Consider the following 19,571-nt stretch of genomic DNA (forward strand, 5'->3'; position numbering starts at 1 on the left):
CCGGCGGGCACATCGCATTTCCGTCGGTTTTATCGCCTTGAGCGGCGCCGCCGCGGGGACGAACGGCACGACTACGTTGGCCGCCAGTTCGTGCCGCCCGAACGGTAGACTGTCGTGTGACGTTTGGGCTTGGAAGGCGCGAATGAACGATCTTGTCGATACCACTGAGATGTATCTGCGAACCATCTACGACCTCGAAGAAGAGGGCGTGGTGCCGTTGCGCGCCCGGATTGCCGAGCGGCTCGACCAGAGTGGTCCCACCGTCAGCCAGACGGTGTCGCGGATGGAGCGCGACGGGCTACTGCACGTGGCCGGTGACCGGCACCTGGAGTTGACCGACAAGGGCCGCTCCCTGGCCATCGCGGTGATGCGCAAGCACCGGCTCGCCGAACGGCTTCTCGTCGACGTCATCGGACTCCCGTGGGAAGACGTGCACGCCGAGGCATGCCGGTGGGAACACGTGATGAGCGAAGATGTCGAGCGCCGCCTGATGCAGGTGCTGAACAACCCCACCACCTCACCGTTCGGCAACCCGATCCCCGGCCTGTCCGAACTCGGTGTCGGAACCACCGGTTTCTCCGACGATGTGAGCCTGGTCCGGCTGACCGAGCTGCCAGTCGGACTCCCGGTCGCGGTCGTGGTGCGTCAGCTGACCGAACACGTCCAGGGCGACACCGAGCTGATCGGACGGCTCAAGGAAGCCGGCGTCGTGCCCAACGCCCGTGTCACGGTCGAGGCCAACGACCACGGCGGAGTGATGATCCTGATCCCCGGCCACCAACAGGTTGAGCTGCCCCACCAGATGGCGCACGCCGTCAAGGTCGAGAAGGTCTGACACCCCCGAAGGTCCGACGCGGCGGCAACCGCACGCCGAGCCGATCGGCCTGCCGGTAGCCGCTGAGCGCGAGCTCACGGACCTGATCGGGGCGCATCCCCGACTGCAGTGCGGTGTCGAGCATGCCCGCCATCCGGTGCTCCGGATCGCAGTCGAGCGCGGCGTCCAGCGATACCCCGGTCAGCGGTCCGTCACCGCGGACGTAGGCCGAGAATGCCAGCAGCACCAGGGCCTCTGCCCGCCACGGCGGCGGCACCGCGCGCGCCAGCTCGGCCCACAGTGACTCCGCCGGGCCCGCGCTGTCCCCCACCGCCAGCGCGTACAACGTGTCGCGGACCTGCGGATCGGTCAGCGCCACCGCGATCCGGGCCATCTCCTCGTCGCTGGGTGGCTGCCCGTCCGCGAACCGGCCGGCAGCGGCTATCGCGGCTTCGATGTCCGCGCGGACCCGGGCCCGACCGCGGGTCGGTGGCGTGGCCGGCAGCTCAGCGATCACCCGAGCCAACCGCGCACCGCGGACGGAGTCGGCCTCGACGATCTGTTGCAGTTCCTCGCGCCGCCGGTAGAGCCTGCGGCCGTCGAGCACTGCGGCCACAGCTAACGGTGACGCGGATGGGTCCTCGACAACGCCGTGGCTGCCGCACCCGTCGGCGCAGTGCCAGGTGCCGCCGGCTTCCACCCGGTCGACGACGTGCGCGCCGAGCAGTTCGATGCCGCCGGCCGCCAGCCGCTCGGCCAGCAGGCCGGCCAGTTCGCGGAACTCGTCGTTGCACTGCTGGCAGTCGGCCCCGTTCTCGTCGACGAACACGGCGACGGCGGTCTGCGGTTCGGCGGCCGAGGCCACTTCGGCCAAATGATCTATCCGGGCCGACATGTCTTGTGAAAGATCAACGCGCATAACGCATCCCAGCGCGCCATCGTCGACGGTGACCAGCACCAGCGAGTGTACGGGAACGAAACCGAGGACCGCGGGCAGCGCGGCGATCAGGGTGCCGGGCCGGTCGAGGTTGAATTGCTCGGTATCCGGTGAATCCGATGAATATGTCATGGCACGACCGTCGCAGCAGGCACCGTCAACGCGATTCGCCGCGCAGCCCGATCACGGCCACCTGTGGATGAAAATCGTTCTGGGGATAACGGTCCGGAGCAATTGTTCATGCGCAATTTGACGCGGTCGGCGTGCAAGAACCGAGCAACCGGCGTAAACACTCTCCCATGGGTTCGATGCAGGAGTACGACCTCGTCGTCATCGGTTCAGGTCCCGGCGGCCAACGTGCCGCCATCGCCGCCGCAAAACTGGGCAAGTCGGTCGCCGTCATCGAACGCGGACGGATGCTCGGCGGTGTGTGCGTCAACACCGGCACCATCCCCTCCAAGACACTGCGCGAAGCGGTCGTCTACCTGACCGGCATGAGCCAGCGCGAGCTGTACGGCGCCAGCTACCGCGTCAAGGACAAGATCACCCCGGCCGATCTGCTGGCGCGCACCCAGCACGTCATCGGCAAAGAGATCGACGTGGTGCGCTCGCAACTCATGCGCAACCGCATCGAGCTCTACACCGGGCACGGCCGCTTCGCCGACGAGCACACCATCCTGGTCGAAGATCCCAACCGTGCCGAGCTCGTCACGGTGCGGGGCCACTACATCGTGCTGGCCACCGGCACCAAACCCGCCCGCCCCGCGGGCGTCGAGTTCGACGAAGAGCGCGTGCTGGACTCCGACGGCATCCTCGACCTCAAGTCGCTGCCCACCTCGATGGTGGTGGTCGGCGCAGGCGTCATCGGCATCGAATACGCATCGATGTTCGCTGCGCTCGGCACCAAGGTGACCGTGGTCGAAAAGCGCGACTCCATGCTCGATTTCTGTGATCCGGAGATCGTTGAGGCACTCAAGTTCCACCTGCGCGACCTCGCGGTGACCTTCCGGTTCGGCGAGGAGGTCACCGCTGTCGACGTCGGCTCCGCCGGAACCGTCACAACCCTGGCCAGCGGCAAGCAGATCCCCGCCGAGACGGTCATGTACTCGGCGGGCCGCCAGGGCCAGACCGATCATCTCGACCTGGCCAACGCAGGCCTGGAGTGCGACAACCGGGGTCGAATCTTCGTCGACGACAACTTCTGCACCAAGGTCGACCACATCTACGCCGTCGGCGACGTCATCGGCTTCCCTGCCCTGGCCGCGACGTCCATGGAGCAGGGCCGCCTGGCGGCCTACCACGCGTTCGGCGAGCCCACCAAGGGCATGATGCAGTTGCAGCCGATCGGCATCTACTCGATTCCCGAGGTGTCCTACGTCGGCGCCACGGAGGTGGACCTCACCAAGGACTCGATCCCCTACGAGGTGGGCGTGTCCCGCTACCGCGAGCTGGCCCGCGGTCAGATCGCCGGCGACTCCTACGGCATGCTCAAACTGCTGGTGTCCACCGAGGATCTGCGGGTGCTTGGGGTACACATCTTCGGCACCAGCGCCACCGAGATGGTGCACATCGGCCAGGCCGTGATGGGTTGCGGCGGCACCGTGGAGTACCTCGTCGACGCGGTGTTCAACTACCCGACCTTCTCCGAGGCCTACAAGGTCGCCGCGCTCGACGTGATGAACAAGCTGCGCGCGCTCAACCAGTTCCGCGCTTAGCAGTCGCTGTCGTAGGCGGACGGCGCGGAGTCGCCCGCCCCGCCTGTCTCCGCGCGCGCCAGCAGCCCCAGGATCGATTCGTCGAATCGGGGTGAAAAGGACAGGTCGTCGTCGCAACCGCCGCCGTCGGGCCCGCCGATCAATCCGATCACCGTAGAACCCACGACCCATGGCGCGCCGCTGAAGCCGTCGGTCAGACCGATACACGGCAGCGACGGATATCCGTCGTGCGACAACCCGGTCACCCCCTGACACCGCAGCGGATCGCCGCCCGACCCCATCGGGTAGCCGGTGACCGTGACCGATGTCCCCGCCGGGGGTGCCGAGCCGAGCGTCAGCCCGCCCGCGAACGACTGGACCGCTCCCCCGTCGGCCTCGTGATGCACCCGTGCGATCGCGAAGTCGGCATGCGGATCCTGCGATGCGACCCATCTGGGGTCGAGATAGACCGTGGTGATCCGCCAGATGTCGTCGTCCCCGTCATGGAAGCCTGGGATGAACGTGGTGCCGATGCCATCGGCCACACAATGCGCGGCGGTGAGGATCAGATCGCCGGTACTGCTGTCGAGGACCGCAGCGCTGCAGGTGTGCACCGATTCGCCGGTCCCACCGCCGAGAAACACCGCTCCCACCCGCGGGTCGGGCGCGACGGGCGCGGCGCCCGAGACGGCATTGGCCTCGGGGTCGGCGTGTGGGGCCGATCCCGCCGAGGTGGCGGGCGTCGCAGCGGAACCGGTGTGCCGCGCAGGCGCGGGTGCCGCACACGACGCGACGACGGCCGTGATGGCCGCCGCTGCCGCGAGCGTTCGAACCCTCACCACCTGCATGACCACCGATCCTGCCCGAAAATCCGTCGCTCAGGCTGGAATGCCGGGTGGGCGCTGCCTGTTCGATTCCACATGCGGGGCATAACGCGCCGCATGATGGGAATGCGCGACACTATATGGCACAGCACGAGGGTTCGGCAGGATCTGAACCAGGGCGTGCAGTGACAAGGAGACGGAGTGATGGCCGACAGTAGCGACCACCCTGAGCACCACTACCAGCCCGATCAGAGCGGGATGTACGAGCTGGAGTTTCCCGCGCCGCAGTTGTCTGCGTCCGACGGGCGCGGACCGGTGATGATCCACGCGCTCGAAGGGTTCTCCGACGCCGGCCACGCGATCCGTCTGGCGGCCGAGCACCTGAAGAACAGCCTCGACACCGAGCTCGTCGCCTCGTTCGCCATCGACGAACTCCTCGACTACCGGTCGCGGCGGCCGCTGATGACGTTCAAGACCGACCACTTCACCGGCTACGAGGACCCCGAACTCAATCTGTACGCCCTGCACGACAGCGTCGGCACACCGTTTCTGCTGCTCGCGGGCATGGAACCGGACCTGCGGTGGGAACGCTTCATCACTGCCGTCCGGCTGCTCGCCGAGCGGCTCGGCGTCCGGCAGACCATCGGACTCGGGACCATCCCGATGGCGGTGCCGCACACCCGCCCGGTCACTCTCACCGCGCACGCCAACAACAAGGAGTTGATCGCCGAGCACACCCCGTGGGTCGGCGAGGTGCAGGTGCCCGCCAGTGTGTCGAACCTGCTGGAGTTCCGGATGGCGCAGCACGGCCACGAGGTGGTCGGCTTCACCGTCCATGTCCCGCACTACCTGGCCCAGACCGCGTACCCGCCTGCGGCCGAGGCGCTGCTGGCCGAGGTGGCCAGGACGGGTTCGCTACAGTTGCCGCTGGCTGCACTGTCCGAGGCGGGCGCCGAGGTGTACGGAAAGATCAACGAGCAGGTAGAGGCCAGCACCGAGGTCGCCCAAGTGGTGGCGGCGCTGGAGCAACAGTACGATGCGTTCGTTGCCGCACAGGAAAACCGGTCCCTGCTGGCACGGGACGACGAACTGCCCAGCGGCGACGAGTTGGGTGCCGAGTTCGAACGATTCCTCGCCCAGCAGACCGGTGACAAATTCAAAGACGACAAGTACAAGGACGACAGGTATCGCGACGACCTGTACCGCGAGGACAGACAGTCGGACGACCCCGACGACACAGACCCGGACCATCCATAGGAGCCCGCAGCAGGGCCGACAGCGAGGTTGGCGAACATGACGGAGCGAAAGCCCAATCTGCGGTCGGTCAGGGAGGTCACACCGGCACTCGAGTTCCGCACTGTGCACGGATACCGGCGCGCGTACCGCGTCGCCGGGTCCGGGCCGGCGATCCTGTTGATCCACGGCATCGGTGACAACTCGACCACCTGGCAGACCGTGCAGACCGCCCTGGCGCAGCGATTCACCGTGATCGCCCCCGATCTGCTCGGCCACGGCCGATCGGACAAACCGCGTGCGGACTACTCCGTCGCCGCCTACGCCAACGGGATGCGTGACCTGCTCAGCGTCCTCGACATCGACCGGGTCACCGTCATCGGGCACTCCCTGGGCGGTGGAGTGGCCATGCAGTTCGCCTACCAGTTCCCGCAGTTGGTCGACCGACTGGTTCTCGTCGGTGCCGGAGGGGTCACCAAAGACGTCAACGTCGCGCTGCGGATCGCGTCACTGCCGATGGGTAGCGAAGCGCTCGCGCTGCTGCGCCTGCCGCTGCTGCTGCCCGCGCTGCAGATCATCGGCCGGGCTGCGGGAGCGTTGTTCGGCTCCACGGGAGTCGGCCGGGACATCCCGGACATGCTGCGCATCCTGGCCGATCTGCCCGAACCCACCGCGTCGTCGGCTTTCGCCCGCACCCTGCGCGCCGTGGTGGACTGGCGAGGCCAGGTCGTCACCATGCTGGACCGCTGTTATCTGACCGAATCCGTTCCCGTGCAACTCATCTGGGGCGCTTCGGACTCGGTGATCCCGGTCAGTCACGCACTCATGGCACACGCGGCAATGCCCGGTTCCCAGCTCGAGATCTTCGAGGGGTCCGGGCATTTTCCGTTCCACGACGACCCCGACCGCTTCGTCGAGGTCGTCGAACGGTTCATCGACTCCACCGAGCCTGCCGTCTACGACCAGGAACTGCTGCGAAATCTGCTGCGCTCAGGAATCAGCGAGGCCACGATCTCCGGGCCGCTGGACACCCAGGTCGCGGTGCTCGATGCGATGGGTGCCGACGAACGCAGCGCGACGTAGCCCCGGCCCGGGGATCAGCCCATCGGTGATCGCTGCCACGTAGCATCGGCTTATGGCCATTGATGTGACCGTCCTGCGCGTGTTCACCGATTCCGACGGCAAGTTCGGCAACCCGCTGGGCGTGGTCGACAACAGCACCGTGGATCCGGCCGACCGGCAGCGCATCGCCACCGAATTAGGTTACAGCGAAACCATTTTCATCGACGTACCACCGCCGGGCGGCACGTCGGCGCAGGCCAGGATCTACACGCCGGCGGCGGAGATGGCATTTGCCGGCCACCCCACCGTCGGCGCATCGTGGTGGCTGCGCGAAACCGGGAAGCCGGTCAAGACCCTGCACGTGCCGGCAGGCATTGTGCAGGTCGAATACGACGGTGACCTGGCTGCGGTGAGCGCGCGCTCCGAATGGGCGCCCGAGTTCGCCATCCACGACCTGTCGTCGACCGACGAACTCATGGCCGCCCAACCCGACGACTTCTCCGACGACGTCGAGAACTACCTGTGGACGTGGATCGACCAGGATCAGGGCATCATGCGGTCACGGATGTTCGCTCCGCACCTGGGTATTCCCGAGGACGAGGCCACCGGCGCAGCGGCCGTCCGGATGACCGACTATCTCAGCCGGGATCTGAAAATCATCCAGGGCAAAGGGTCGGTGATTCACACGCGCTGGAGCCCTGAGGGTTGGGTTCGGGTGGCGGGCCGGGTGGTCAACGACGGCAGCACGCAACTGGACTAGCTGTACTGACCACCGACGTTAGGTACGGCGTGGCGTAGTGACATGACGAAGACCTCCGAGTGAAGTGCGAGCTGTCGAGGAACGCACCAACTCACTCCGGAGGTCTTCATGTCCCACCGTAATGCCCCGTTGTCAGAAACCGGACGTCTGCGCCTAGCTCGGTGCATTGTTGAGGACGGTTGGCCGCTGCGGCGGGCTGCCGAGCGGTTCCAGGTCTCGGTGAGCACCGCAGCTCGCTGGGCCGGGCGGTACCGCGAACTCGGTGATGCCGGCATGGCTGATCGCAGCTCACGGCCTCACCACAGCCCCAAGAGAACACCCACCCGAACTGAGCGGCGCATCATCAAAGTCCGGGTCATCCGGCGTTGGGGCCTGCGCGTATCGGTTATCTGCTGAGGTTGCATCCCTCGACGGTGCACCGCGTGCTGACCCGGTACGGCCTGGCCAAACTGCGCTGGCTCGACCGCCCGACCGGGCGGGTCATCCGCCGGATGGAATCCGCGGCCTGCGGCGATCTCGTGCATGTCGATGTCAAGAAGCTGGGCAAGATCCCGGACGGAGGCGGCTGGCGGATGTTGGGAAAACCTATCGGTGGCCGCAACAGGCAGGCCGACAAGAGTTCAGGGCAGACCAGCAAGTACGGCAATCCGGTGCGGGGGTATCACTTCTTGCACACCGCCATCGATGCGCACTCACGGCTGGCCTACTCCGAACTACTGGCAGACGAACGCAAAGAGACGGCCGCAGCGTTCTGGCTGCGGGCCAACGCCTGGTTCAATCATTGCGGCTTTACGGTGCGGAAAGTGTTGACCGACAACGGGTCCTGCTATCGGTCGCACAAATTTCGCGATGCCCTGGGTGACATCGAGCACCGGCGCACCCGCCCCTACCGGCCACAAACCAATGGCAAAGTGGAACGTTTCCACCGCACCCTGGCCGACGAATGGGCCTACGCCCGGCTCTACACCAGCGACACCGACCGCTGCGCCGAGTACCCGCGATGGCTACACAACTACAATCACCACCGCGGCCACACAGCACTCAAGGGTCAACCACCTGCCAGCCGCGTGCCTAACCTCTCAGGTCAGTACAACTAGCGACCCGGTCAGCCAGACCGATGGGCGCGCAGCGCCTCGATCTCCCGCTCGAAATCATCGGCCGACGTGAACGACCGGTACACCGAGGCGAACCGCAGATAGGCGACCTCGTCGAGTTCGCGCAACGGCCCGAGGATTGCCAGGCCCACCTCATGGCTGGGGATCTCCGGTGTGCCGAGGCCCCGCACCGCATCCTCGACCTTCTGTGCCAGCAGGTTCAGCGCGTCGTCGTCGACCTGCCTGCCCTGGCAGGCGCGCCGCACGCCCCGCACGACCTTCTCCCGGCTGAACGGCTCCGTGACGCCACTGCGTTTGACGACCGCCAGCACGGCAGTCTCTACCGTGGTGAATCGGCGGCCGCATTCGGGGCACGAACGCCGACGCCGAATGGCCTGCCCCTCGTCGGTTTCTCGCGAATCGACCACCCGCGAATCGGGATGACGGCAGAAGGGACAGTGCATCACCGCTCCTTCGTCATTCCGCCAGACCACAAGTTCGAGCGCCCTTGAGCCTACCTGCGCCGCCGGCGGTACTGCCCACGCCGGGTCCAATGGCACGTACTTCGCCGGACATCCGGCGAGTGCCGTTGCACACCAAGCCGTTTCGCCGCTCATGGCACGGTCAGCCGACAGGTGCGATCAGCGTCTGACCCGCATCCACGGCGACGGACTTGAGCTGGTTCAGATCGCGGATCTGCTGCACGACCTCGGCGACCGGTGCATCGGGAGCCACCCGCCGGGCCACCTGCTGCAGGGACTCACCGCTGCGCACCTGCACGACGGCCAACTCGTCGGGTGTCGGTGCGGCGGTCCCGACCACACCGCCCATCTGCGCCACCAGGCCCAGCCATACGGTGATCCCGGCGGCCACCAGCGCCAACAGGACTGTGGTCACGGGCGTGATGGGCTTGCGGCGATGCGACGCCCGTGACATCAGCACCCCGGTACCCCGGTACCGCAGGGCCGCCCCACCAGGACGCATCGGAGCTGGCCGGCCCACCGACCGAGGCCTGCGAACGGGACGGGCATCACGCTGGGGCAGCGGAGCGGGCCGGCTCGCCAACACAGCTGCGCGGGTCTCGGCGGGAATGTGGAGGATGGCCATCTGACTGCCTTTCAAGTCCGGGCGTTCGCTTCTGTGTTCGAATATAATCGATCAGGTGTTCGAACGATAGAACGTGTGATCGAACTGTTGCCAAAAGATAGACCGGGGTACCGACAAGTTCGGTTGAGGCGATTGACATCCGCACCCCGGCCCGGCCCTGGGGTCGCCCGGGGACGACACGCCTCGAACACATGTTTGATCATTGCGCGTACAGCGACTAGATTCGGCGCCATGAGCGACGAGAGCACCGACACTTCTGCTCCTCACGTGCGCGGCGACACCCCGGCCGACACCGACGGCACCAGTCGGCGCCGCAGTCCCGACAGCAGCCTCACCGAACGGCAGCGGACCATCCTCGAGGTGATCCGGGCGTCGGTCACCAGTCGCGGCTACCCGCCGAGCATCCGTGAGATCGGCGACGCGGTCGGCCTGACCTCGACGTCGTCGGTCGCGCATCAATTGCGCACGCTCGAGCGCAAGGGCTACCTACGGCGTGACCCCAACCGGCCGCGTGCGGTCGATGTGCGGGCAGCCGACGATCCCGTGGTGACGCCGGTGGTGACCACCGACGTGGCCGGGTCCGATGCGCTGCCCGAGCCCACTTTCGTCCCTGTGCTCGGTCGTATCGCCGCGGGCGGCCCGATCCTCGCCGAGCAGGCGGTCGAGGATGTCTTCCCGCTGCCGCGCGAGCTTGTGGGCGAAGGCTCGCTGTTCTTGCTCAAGGTGGTCGGCGACTCCATGGTCGATGCCGCGATCTGCGACGGCGACTGGGTGGTCGTGCGGCAGCAGAACGTCGCCGACAACGGCGACATCGTGGCGGCGATGATCGACGGCGAAGCGACGGTCAAGACGTTCAAGCGGACCCGCGGCCAGGTATGGCTCATGCCGCACAATCCGGCCTACGACCCGATCCCCGGCAACGACGCCGCCGTGCTCGGCAAGGTCGTCACCGTCATCCGCAAGATCTAGACCCCGTTCGAGGCGCGTCTCACTCGGCCCGGACGAATCCATTCGTCCGGGCGAACTCCTCGCTGGCGAACCAGATCTCGGCAACCGCATCGTCGTATTGACGACTGTCGGGTGACCAGTACATGCCCGACTTGGTGTCCGCCTTGATGGGGTAACCCTGCGGTGCCCGCTGAGGATCGTCCAGCGGCAGGTGCAGCGCCGTGGCGCTGGCCACCGGCTCGTCCAGTTCGATCGCCGCGTGCCGCCCACTGTGGGTCTCTGCGTCAGGATCGATCCGCGGTATCAGCGTCGGGATGGGCGTCGGCGCGGTGTCGACGTTGTCGGAGTCGAAGTCGGGATCCACCGGCGTCGCGGTGTGCTCGCGCGGCTCCTCGGCGACGTCGGCGGCGGCATCGGCGGCATCGGTGTCGTCCTGCTCGTCGAGGTCGTCCTCGTCATCGTCGTGGCCGCTGAGCAGCTCGACGGCCTCTTCCGGCGGTTCGTCATCATCGACGTCACCGATGGGGTCCACCCCGCCGGGGGAAGCCCACTGGCTCACGGGCATCGCGATGTCGGTCGGGTCGTCGTACGGCGAGGCTGCCGGGGTGTATGCCGCGGCCGGCGTTGCGGACTCGTAAGACCCTGCGAACCGCGCCGTGCCCGCCTCGGCTGCCCCGTACCCGGCCGGTTCGAACGGATTCGACTCGTCGACATGCTGCGTCGGTGCCTGGGCCTCGTCGTAGTCGTGCGCCTGATAGCGGCCCTGCTGGTAACCGACCTGGTCGTAGTGGCCTTCATCGTGCGGCGCGTCGTCATCGTCGTGCCCGTCGTCATAGCGGGCATCGTCGTAGTCGGAGCCGTAGTGGTCGTCGTCCTCGAATCCGTCGTGGTCGAAGTCGTCGTCGCCCCGACCGCGACGCCGGTGCCACAGTGCGGCGCCGACGATCAGGCCGGCCAGCAAGACGACCGGGATCACCGCGAGCAGCCACCACCAGTTCCAGTGCCAGGCGAACGGCTTGCTCGGCTCCGACGGCGACGCCTGCGGAGTCCCGTGAGGCTGATTGGCGTCCAGCCCGGGGATCTCCAGGCCGGCCAGCGACGACGCCAGGTTCGGCGGCTCTGTGGTGAAGGTGTTGTCCGAACGGTCCCAGGAGATCGCTCCCCCGCTGAACTTCTGCGTGATCACGCTGCCGTTCTCGGTCTGATCCGACATCGGCGCGCCGAGATCACCGTGGCCAGCGCCGAGCTTCTGCCACGCCGCGTTCATGGCACCGCGCACGATCACGGCGCCGTAGTCGGGGGTCAAGAAGATGACGGGCTTGTCGGACGCCGCGAAGCTCACGGTCCGACTGTTCTGCGCGAACCCACCGTCGGCTTCGCTGCTGGTGGGAAAGCCCAGATCACCCTCGGGGCCGCCGACACTCTGGTATTTCTCCAGCAGCTGGCCACTGATCGCGGCCGCCCCGGTGGCGGGGGTGTAGAAGATCGCGCCGTGCGCGTACTTCTGCCCGACGCCGTCGGCACCGATCGGGTACTGGTCACCGTCCTTGGCGCCCAGCGGCCCCATATCGCCGCCTTCGGCGCGGTGCGCCGCGCTGATGGCGGTGGTCGGGTCGTCGGCAACGGTCAGACCGCTGAGTTGGCCTGCCAGATCCGGTGGATCGGTGGTGAACTCCTTGGTCTTGGGGTTCCAGGACAGCTCACCGCCGGTGAACTTCTGCGAGACGACGTCGCCGCGGTAGGCCTCGTCCTCGGAGGGCACGCCCAGCACCCCTGCGGATCCGCCGAGCTTGTCCCACCCCGCGTTGATCGCGCCGCGAACTACGTGCGCCCCGGTCGTCGGGGTCCAGAAGATGACCGGTTTGTCGGATGCGCTGAAGGTCGAATTGCGGCTGTCCGGCGCACGTCCGGCACCTTCGTCGATGGTGGGGAATCCGAGATCGCTGTCGGCGGGGCCGCCGAGCGCCTCGTACTTCTCGAGGATGGCGCCCGTCACGTAGTGCGCACCCGTCGCGGGGGGTGAAGAAGATCTTTCCGGTGGCGAAGTTCTGCCCGAACCCCGAGCCGGCGGCGTAGACATCGCCGTTGCGCGCCCCCAGCGGTCCGCCGTCCCCACCGCTGGCATCCCAGGCCGCGGAGATGGCGGCACCCGCATCGGATTCGGGGCTCGCCGCCGCCACCGGCGCCAACAGGCCGGCGACGGCCACTGCGAACAGACCGGCCGTCACCCGCCGAACGGCCCCGTTCAGCCTTGTTCCCGGCCTCGTCATGCATCCTCCCCGCTGTTCGGCAAAGTTCCGAAGAATGTATCCCGCCCGACAACTCTGCTTTAGTCGGCGGCGATAACCAAGGAACATCGCCGATCGCGGGTCAAAAAACCCTGCGATTCAACCGTTCAGCGGGCTGCGCACCGGCGTTTTCGGATAGTCCCGACCGGGTCAGACCCCCAGACTACGACCGATGATCTCCTTCATGATCTCGGTGGTGCCGCCGTAGATGGTCTGCACCCGGGCGTCCAGGTAGGCCCGCGCGATCGGGTATTCACGCATGTATCCGTAGCCGCCGTGCAGCTGAAGACACCGGTCGATGAGGCTGACCTGCTTTTCGGTCGAGTACCACTTGGCCATCGCCGCCTGTTCGACCGTCAGCTTCTCGTTGAGGTGCAACCGCACGAATTCGTCGACCATCATCCGCACGACGGTGGCCTCGGTGGCCAGCTCGGCCAGCAGAAACCGGCTGTTCTGGAAACTGCCGATCGGCCTGCCGAACGCCTTGCGCTCCTTGGCGTACTGCAGCGTCTGTTCGAGCACCGTCTCCATGGCTGCGGCGGCCATGATGGCGATCGAGATGCGCTCCTGCGGCAGATTCTGCATCAGGTAGACGAAGCCCTGCCCCTCCTCGCCGAGCAGGTTCTCGACCGGAACCTTCACGTCGGTGAACGACAGCTCGGCGGTGTCCTGGGCTTCGAGGCCGATCTTGTCGAGATGACGGCCGCGTTCGAAACCCTCCATGCCACGCTCGACGACCAGCAGCGAGAAGCCCAGCGCGCCCTTGTCGGGGTCGGTCTGGGCCACGACGATCACGAGGTCGGAGTGGATGCCGTTGGTGATGAAGGTCTTCGAGCCGTTGAGGATGTAGTGGTCGCCCTCGCACACGGCGCGGGTCTTGATGCCCTGGAGGTCACTGCCGGTGCCCGGTTCGGTCATTGCGATCGCCGTGATGATTTCTCCGGTGCAGAACTTCGGGAGCCACCGCTGCTTCTGCTCCTCGTTGGCCAGCCGCAGCAGGTACGGCGCGACCACGTCGTTGTGCAGCCCGAAGCCGATCCCGCTGTAGCGGCCCGCGACCGTCTCTTCAGTGATGATCGTGTTGTAGCGGAAGTCCCCGTTGCCGCCACCGCCGTACTCCTCGGGCACGGCCATACCGAGAAAGCCCTGCTTACCGGCCTCCAGCCAGACCCCGCGGTCGACGATCTTGTCCTTCTCCCACTGATCGTGGTACGGCGCGACGTGCCGTTCGAGGAAGGCCCGGTAGGACTCGCGGAAGAGTTCGTGCTCAGGCTCGAACAGAGTGCGCTCGTACTTCACGACACCGCTCATGGTGTGACCTCCGGTACTGGGTTTTCGACTTGGGGCCAACTTATACCAACCGGATGGTTGGGCACATCCGAGGTGTATGTGCTGCGCCGTAGACTGGCCGTCGTGCCGGCGTCCCCGACAAGCCTCACGCACTGGGGTGCGTTCACCGCCCGAGTCGACGCCGGAGACATCACTGCCGTGACACCGCCGGCCGGCGACACCGACCCGTCTCCGCTGCTGGGCAACCTTCCCGGCGCCATCCGGCACCGCTCGCGCATCACCGGCCCGGCGGTGCGGCGCGGTTGGCTCCGCGACGGCCCCGGCCCGAGTAGTGGGCGGGGCGCCGACGAGTTCGTCGCGGTGTCCTGGGACGAACTGACGGAACTGTTGGCCGCCGAACTGCGCCGGGTCGTCGACACCCACGGAAATGAGGCCATCTACGCCGGCTCCTACGGATGGGCCAGCGCCGGGCGGTTTCACCATGCCCAGAGCCAGGTGCACCGCTTCCTCAAGATGCTCGGCGGCTACACCTCCTCGCGGAACTCCTACAGCCTGGGCGCCACCGCGGTGATCATGCCCCGCGTGGTCGGCACCCACGATGACCTGTTCAAGCGGTCCACCGACTGGGACGTCATCGTCGCCCACACCGATCTGCTCGTCAGCTTCGGCGGCCTCGCGCTGAAGAACACCGCCATCAACCACGGTGGCACCACCGCGCACCCCGCCCGCGACGCGCTGCGCCGGTTGCGGGACCGGGGCGGGCGCATCGTGTCGTTCAGCCCGCTGCGCGACGACGTCGACGGTGAATGCGAATGGCACGCACCTGTGCCTGGCACCGACGTCGCCGTCATGCTCGGGCTCGCCTACGTGCTGGCCACCGAGGGGCTGGCCGACCGCGCGTTCCTCGACACCTACTGCACCGGCTACGAGCGGTTCGAGCGTTATCTCCTGGGCCGTGACGACGGCATCGCGAAGTCGCCACGGTGGGCGGCGCAGATCAGCGGGATCGCCGCCGACGAACTGACTGCGCTGGCGCGACGCATGGCCTCCGGGCGCACGCTGGTCACTGTCAGCTGGTCCCTGCAACGGATCCGCCACGGCGAACAGGCTCCGTGGATGGGCCTGACGCTGGCCGCGATGTTGGGCCAGATCGGGGTTCCCGGCGGCGGATTCGGCCACGGCTACGGGTCGATGAACGAACCCGGGCTACCGCCGCTGCGCTGCCGGTTGCCGGTGCTTCCGCAGGGCCCCAACCCGGTGCAGACGTTCATCCCGGTGGCGGCCGTCAGCGACATGCTGCTGCATCCGGGCGAGCAGTTCGACTACAACGGTCAGCGGCTGACCTACCCCGACATCAAATGCGTGTACTGGGCCGGCGGCAATCCGTTCCACCATCACCAGAACATCCCCCGGCTGCGCCGAGCGCTGGCGCGCGTCGACACCGTGGTGGTGCACGACCCGTACTGGACCGCCATGGCCAAACACGCCGACATCGTCGTACCGTCGACGACGGCCTACGAACGCGAGGACTACTCCGGTTCCCGCAACGATCCGCTACTGGTGGCAATGCCGCGGCTCGCCGAGCCCTACGCGCAGTCACGCGACGACTACACGACCTTCGCCGCGCTGGCCACTGCGCTCGGCTTCGGCGAGCGGTTCACCGAGGGCCGCACTGCGCGGCAGTGGCTCGTGCACATGTACGAGAAGTGGTCTGCCGGACTGGATTTCGAGGTTCCCGCGTTCGACGAGTTCTGGGCGGCCGGCCAGCTGCGGCTGCCGACCGAACCGGGCCTGACGCTGTTGGCCGACTACCGGGCCGACCCACGGGCCCACCGCCTGGCCACGCCGAGCGGCCGCATCGAAATCTTCTCCGAGGACATCGACGGCTTCGGCTACACCGACTGCGTCGGCCACCCGGCGTGGTACGAACCGGCCGAATGGCTCGGCGGTGCACGTGCACGCAGCTATCCACTGCACCTGCTGGCGAACCAACCGGCGACCCGGCTGCACAGCCAGCTGGACGGCGGCGCTGCCAGTCAGGCGTCGAAAATCCAAGGGCGCGAACCCATCAGGATGCACTCTGTCGACGCGACCCGCCGCGGGCTGGTCGACGGTGACATCGTGCGAGTGTTCAACGACCGCGGCGCCTGCCTCGCCGGACTTGTCGTCGACGACCGGCTGCGCCCGGATGTGGTGCAGCTGTCGACCGGCGCCTGGTTCGATCCGGCCGACCCTGCCGACCCGAATTCTATGTGCGCGCATGGTAATCCGAATGTGCTGACCGCCGACGTCGGGACGTCATCGCTGGCGCACGGCTGCACCGGGGCCCACGTGCTGGTCGAGGTCGAGAAGTTCGACGGGCCGCTGCCACCGTTGCGGGCTCATGAACCACCCGTGATCCGGGCCGCCTCCGACTGAGGCTCGCCCGAGGTGGGAGTTCGCTCGATTTGCGTGTGACCGATGCGTGACGATGCAAAGATCCCCTGAGCGCTGACGTCGGCGTCAGCGGAAGGAGAGCCCGCATGCGAATCTCAGCCCGATCGATGGTCCGCACCATGCTGGTGGCCGGCGTGGCGATGTCCGGTTCGGCAGTCATCGGCGTGACGACGACGCTGGCGGCCGAGGTCGCGCTGAATGCGGCGGTGACGCCGTTGGTCGTGCCGGGCACGGGAACACCGAACCCCGCTGATTCCACCAATTACATGAACAATGCCGTCAGCTACTACGTCGAGCCGGGCGGTACCTGCGGAACCGACGGCTGCGCCGCACCGGTGCCGGTGCCCTACATCGCCCAGTTCTGGCCGTTCCCGTTCGCCGGGTGGGGCGGGTTGCAGGGTGCGAAATGGAATGTCTCGGTGGCCAGCGGTGTGACGAGCCTGACCAGCCAGCTCGTCGGGCCCAACAATCCCACCGACGACCATCCGGTCATCGTCTTCGGCTACTCGCAGGGCGCGACCGTCGCCAGCATCGTCAAGGGCCAGCTGGCCGATCTGCCCGCCGATCAGAAGAACGACCTGACGTTCGTGCTGATCGGCAACCCGAACCGGCCCAACGGCGGGCTGTTCGAACGGCTCGCGATCCTGGGCACCGTGCCGGTTCTCGACGCGACCTTCGGTCAACCGACCCCGACCGACACCGGCATCACCACCTATGACATCGCGCTGCAGTACGACGGTGTCTCCGATGCGCCGTCCTGGGTGCTCAATCCGCTGGCGATGGCCAACGCCGTCGCGGGTTTCGAATACGTCCACGGCACTTACCTGGCGCCCGACGGCACCGACGCCCCGTCGGCCACGCCCTACGGCTACACACCCGAGCAGGTGCAGGCCGCCGTGGCCAACGCCAAGGCCGACTGCAGCGCGGCGACCCACTGCCAGAAGCAGGGCGACACCTACTACATCACCCTGCCGGCCAAGTACCTCCCGATCATGCAGCCCGCACTTGACCTGGGCGCGGCGACCGGTACGTCGGCGCTCGTCGTGCCGGTGGTCAACCTGATCTCGCCGATGACCCAGACGCTCATCGAAACCGGTTACGACAGAACCAATTACGGCACACCGACACCGTTCCAGCTGGTGCCGCGAGTCAACCCCGTCACGCTGGCCGGCGACCTCATCAACGACATCCCCGAAGGAATCACCGCCGCGAGCCAACCCGGGCTTGCCCCGTTGCCCGGTTGGACAGACCCCACCCAGAGCGCCACCACGGCGACGATCACGCCCGATACCACACCCGCGCCGGTCACCTCCACCGACACTGCGGACGTCCAGAAAGTTGCGGCCGTCACCGATCTCAAGCCCGTACTACGTCCGAGCACCGTCACCAAGCCCGCCTCGACGACCACTCAGTTCGACCGCCCGTCGCTGCGAAAAGCGTTGGGCATCAACGGACATCCGGTCCGTGATCTGGCGAAGTCGCTCGGCAGCACGGTGCGCAAGGCTCTCGGGCAGGACACCGCGAAGGCCACCGACAAGAGCGACGCGGGCGCCGACACCAAGGCGGCGTCGAAGCCCGCGGCCTGATCTCTGCCGAGCAGACGTCGCGGTACCTCAAACACGGCGTGTCGGGATACCTCAGCGTCTGCTCGGCGTCAGAAGGTGGCGAACTCGCCGAGGCTGGCCGCCAACGGGATCGGCACGCGCGCTTTGATCCTGGTGCCGTCGGCGCCGTGTTCGGTGGCGTCGATGCGGCCCTCGGCGTGCAGCTTGGCGACCAGATCGCCGCGCTCGTACGGGATGGTCACGTCGACCATGGTGTCGGTCGGCTCGACCAACTCCCCCATCCGCTGCCGCAGCCGGTCCAGCCCGTCACCGGAGTGCGCCGAGACGAACACGGCGTCGGGCAGGGCTCGGCGCAGCTGGGCCAGTTCCAGGTCGCCGGTGGCATCGATCTTGTTGACCACCAACAGTTCCGGTGCCCGTCGCCCGTCGTGTTCGGCGATCACCTCGCCGATCACCTGCCGCACCGCGCTGATCTGGGCCAGCGGATTCGCATCGGAGCCGTCGACCACGTGCACGAGCAGGTCGGCGTCGACGACCTCTTCGAGGGTGGACCGGAACGCCTCCACCAACTGCGTGGGTAGGTGCCGCACGAAGCCGACGGTGTCGGTCAGCACGAACGGCCGCCCGTCGTCGAATTCCCCACGGCGCGAAGTGGGTTCGAGGGTCGCGAACAACGCGTTCTCCACCAGCACCCCGGCCCCCGTCAAGGCGTTGAGCAGGCTCGACTTACCGGCGTTGGTGTAGCCGACGATCGCCACCGACGCGACGTCGGAGGTCAGCCTGCGGCTGCGCTGGGTGTCGCGGACCTTCTTCATGTCGCGAATCTCGCGACGCAGCTTGGACATGCGCTCGCGGATCCGCCGCCGGTCGGTCTCGATCTTGGTCTCGCCCGGACCACGGGTGCCGACGCCGCCGCCCGCACCGCCGGCCCGACCGCCGGCCTGCCGGGACATCGATTCGCCCCAGCCGCGCAGTCGCGGAAGCATGTATTCCATCTGGGCCAGCGACACCTGGGCCTTGCCCTCACGGCTGGTCGCGTGCTGCGCGAAGATGTCGAGGATCAGCGCGGTGCGGTCGATGACCTTGACCTTGACCACCTTTTCCAGGGAGTTCAGCTGTGCCGGGGAGAGCTCGCCGTCGCAGATCACGGTGTCGGCTCCGGTGGCGAGGACGACCTCGCGCAGTTCGGCGGCCTTGCCCGAGCCGATGTAGGTGGACGGATCGGGCTTGTCCCGGCGCTGGATGAGGCCTTCGAGAACCTCTGAGCCCGCGGTCTCGGCCAGGGCCGCCAACTCGGCCAGGCTGGCGTCGGCGTCGGCCGAGGTGCCGTCGGTCCAGACGCCGACGAGCACGACCCGCTCGAGCCGTAGCTGGCGGTATTCGACCTCGGAGACGTCGGTGAGTTCGGTGGATAGCCCGGCGACGCGGCGCAGTGAGGCGCGATCCTGGAGGGCGAGTTCGCCGGTGCTGGGCGTCTGTGGATACGTCATATGTACTTCCAGATTGTCACGCCGGCCGC

The 19,571-nt window shown here is 67.3% G+C and carries 14 protein-coding genes and 2 pseudogenes; 9 read left to right on the forward strand and 7 right to left on the reverse strand.

All coding sequences use genetic code 11. The annotated features are described in order from the left end of the window. Positions 1-142: 142 nt before the first annotated feature. Complete coding sequence (locus BTO20_RS21995) at positions 143-835, forward strand: metal-dependent transcriptional regulator (RefSeq protein WP_087078259.1); 693 nt, start codon at positions 143-145, stop codon at positions 833-835. Here BTO20_RS21995 and BTO20_RS22000 read toward each other — a convergent pair. Further along, a complete protein-coding gene (locus BTO20_RS22000; protein ID WP_087078260.1) occupies positions 816-1,883 on the reverse strand; it encodes a DUF4192 domain-containing protein in 1,068 nt (355 codons plus the stop codon). The two genes, BTO20_RS21995 and BTO20_RS22000, sit on opposite strands and share 20 nt — an antisense overlap. Positions 1,884-2,059: 176 nt before the next feature. On the opposite strand from BTO20_RS22000, the gene sthA reads away from it, so the two are divergent. Continuing rightward, complete coding sequence (gene sthA / locus BTO20_RS22005) at positions 2,060-3,466, forward strand: Si-specific NAD(P)(+) transhydrogenase (RefSeq protein ID WP_198344550.1); 1,407 nt, start codon at positions 2,060-2,062, stop codon at positions 3,464-3,466. Here the strand turns inward: sthA and BTO20_RS22010 are convergent. Then, positions 3,463-4,293, reverse strand: coding sequence for a trypsin-like serine peptidase (locus BTO20_RS22010; RefSeq protein WP_087082480.1), 831 nt, complete (start codon positions 4,291-4,293; stop codon positions 3,463-3,465). The genes sthA and BTO20_RS22010 overlap by 4 nt on opposite strands. 180 nt (positions 4,294-4,473) lie before the next feature. On the opposite strand from BTO20_RS22010, the gene BTO20_RS22015 reads away from it, so the two are divergent. The 4 genes and pseudogenes from BTO20_RS22015 to BTO20_RS22030 all read left to right on the forward strand — a co-directional run bounded on the left by BTO20_RS22015 (position 4,474) and on the right by BTO20_RS22030 (position 8,421). After that, complete coding sequence (locus tag BTO20_RS22015) at positions 4,474-5,526, forward strand: proteasome assembly chaperone family protein (protein WP_087078262.1); 1,053 nt, start codon at positions 4,474-4,476, stop codon at positions 5,524-5,526. 36 nt (positions 5,527-5,562) lie between these two features. After that, complete coding sequence (locus tag BTO20_RS22020) at positions 5,563-6,585, forward strand: alpha/beta fold hydrolase (RefSeq protein ID WP_087078263.1); 1,023 nt, start codon at positions 5,563-5,565, stop codon at positions 6,583-6,585. A gap of 52 nt (positions 6,586-6,637) precedes the next feature. Continuing rightward, positions 6,638-7,324, forward strand: coding sequence for a PhzF family phenazine biosynthesis protein (locus BTO20_RS22025; protein WP_087078264.1), 687 nt, complete (start codon positions 6,638-6,640; stop codon positions 7,322-7,324). A 108-nt stretch (positions 7,325-7,432) separates the two neighbouring features. Continuing rightward, positions 7,433-8,421: pseudogene (locus BTO20_RS22030) on the forward strand (IS481 family transposase). Positions 8,422-8,429: 8 nt separating this feature from the next. On the opposite strand, the gene nrdR reads toward BTO20_RS22030, so the two are convergent. Both nrdR and BTO20_RS22040 read right to left on the reverse strand, forming a co-directional pair. Beyond that, positions 8,430-8,882 carry a transcriptional regulator NrdR gene (gene nrdR, locus BTO20_RS22035; RefSeq protein WP_064949548.1) on the reverse strand — a complete coding sequence of 151 codons (453 nt, stop codon included), beginning with the start codon at positions 8,880-8,882 and terminating at the stop codon, positions 8,430-8,432. Between the two features lie 160 nt (positions 8,883-9,042). Then, positions 9,043-9,525 (reverse strand): LysM peptidoglycan-binding domain-containing protein, encoded by a 483-nt coding sequence (locus BTO20_RS22040; protein WP_087078265.1) that lies wholly within the window; start codon positions 9,523-9,525, stop codon positions 9,043-9,045. Between the two features lie 231 nt (positions 9,526-9,756). On the opposite strand from BTO20_RS22040, the gene lexA reads away from it, so the two are divergent. Then, positions 9,757-10,494 carry a transcriptional repressor LexA gene (gene lexA, locus BTO20_RS22045; protein ID WP_087078266.1) on the forward strand — a complete coding sequence of 246 codons (738 nt, stop codon included), beginning with the start codon at positions 9,757-9,759 and terminating at the stop codon, positions 10,492-10,494. A gap of 19 nt (positions 10,495-10,513) precedes the next feature. Here the strand turns inward: lexA and BTO20_RS22050 are convergent. After that, a pseudogene (locus tag BTO20_RS22050) lies at positions 10,514-12,743 on the reverse strand (LGFP repeat-containing protein). 168 nt (positions 12,744-12,911) lie between these two features. Further along, a complete protein-coding gene (locus BTO20_RS22055) occupies positions 12,912-14,072 on the reverse strand; it encodes an acyl-CoA dehydrogenase family protein (protein WP_087078267.1) in 1,161 nt (386 codons plus the stop codon). A 102-nt stretch (positions 14,073-14,174) separates the two neighbouring features. Between BTO20_RS22055 and BTO20_RS22060 the strand changes: the two genes are divergently transcribed. Together BTO20_RS22060 and BTO20_RS22065 are read left to right on the forward strand one after the other, a co-directional pair. Further along, on the forward strand, positions 14,175-16,469 hold the full coding sequence (locus tag BTO20_RS22060) for a molybdopterin guanine dinucleotide-containing S/N-oxide reductase (protein WP_087082482.1): 2,295 nt from the start codon (positions 14,175-14,177) through the stop codon (positions 16,467-16,469). Between the two features lie 104 nt (positions 16,470-16,573). Then, positions 16,574-18,073 carry a PE-PPE domain-containing protein gene (locus BTO20_RS22065; protein ID WP_087078268.1) on the forward strand — a complete coding sequence of 500 codons (1,500 nt, stop codon included), beginning with the start codon at positions 16,574-16,576 and terminating at the stop codon, positions 18,071-18,073. A gap of 68 nt (positions 18,074-18,141) precedes the next feature. On the opposite strand, the gene hflX is transcribed toward BTO20_RS22065, so the two are convergent. Continuing rightward, on the reverse strand, positions 18,142-19,542 hold the full coding sequence (gene hflX / locus BTO20_RS22070) for a GTPase HflX (protein WP_087078269.1): 1,401 nt from the start codon (positions 19,540-19,542) through the stop codon (positions 18,142-18,144). Positions 19,543-19,571 lie beyond the last annotated feature (29 nt).

The sequence above is a fragment of the Mycobacterium dioxanotrophicus genome (assembly GCF_002157835.1).
Lineage (GTDB): Bacteria > Actinomycetota > Actinomycetes > Mycobacteriales > Mycobacteriaceae > Mycobacterium > Mycobacterium dioxanotrophicus.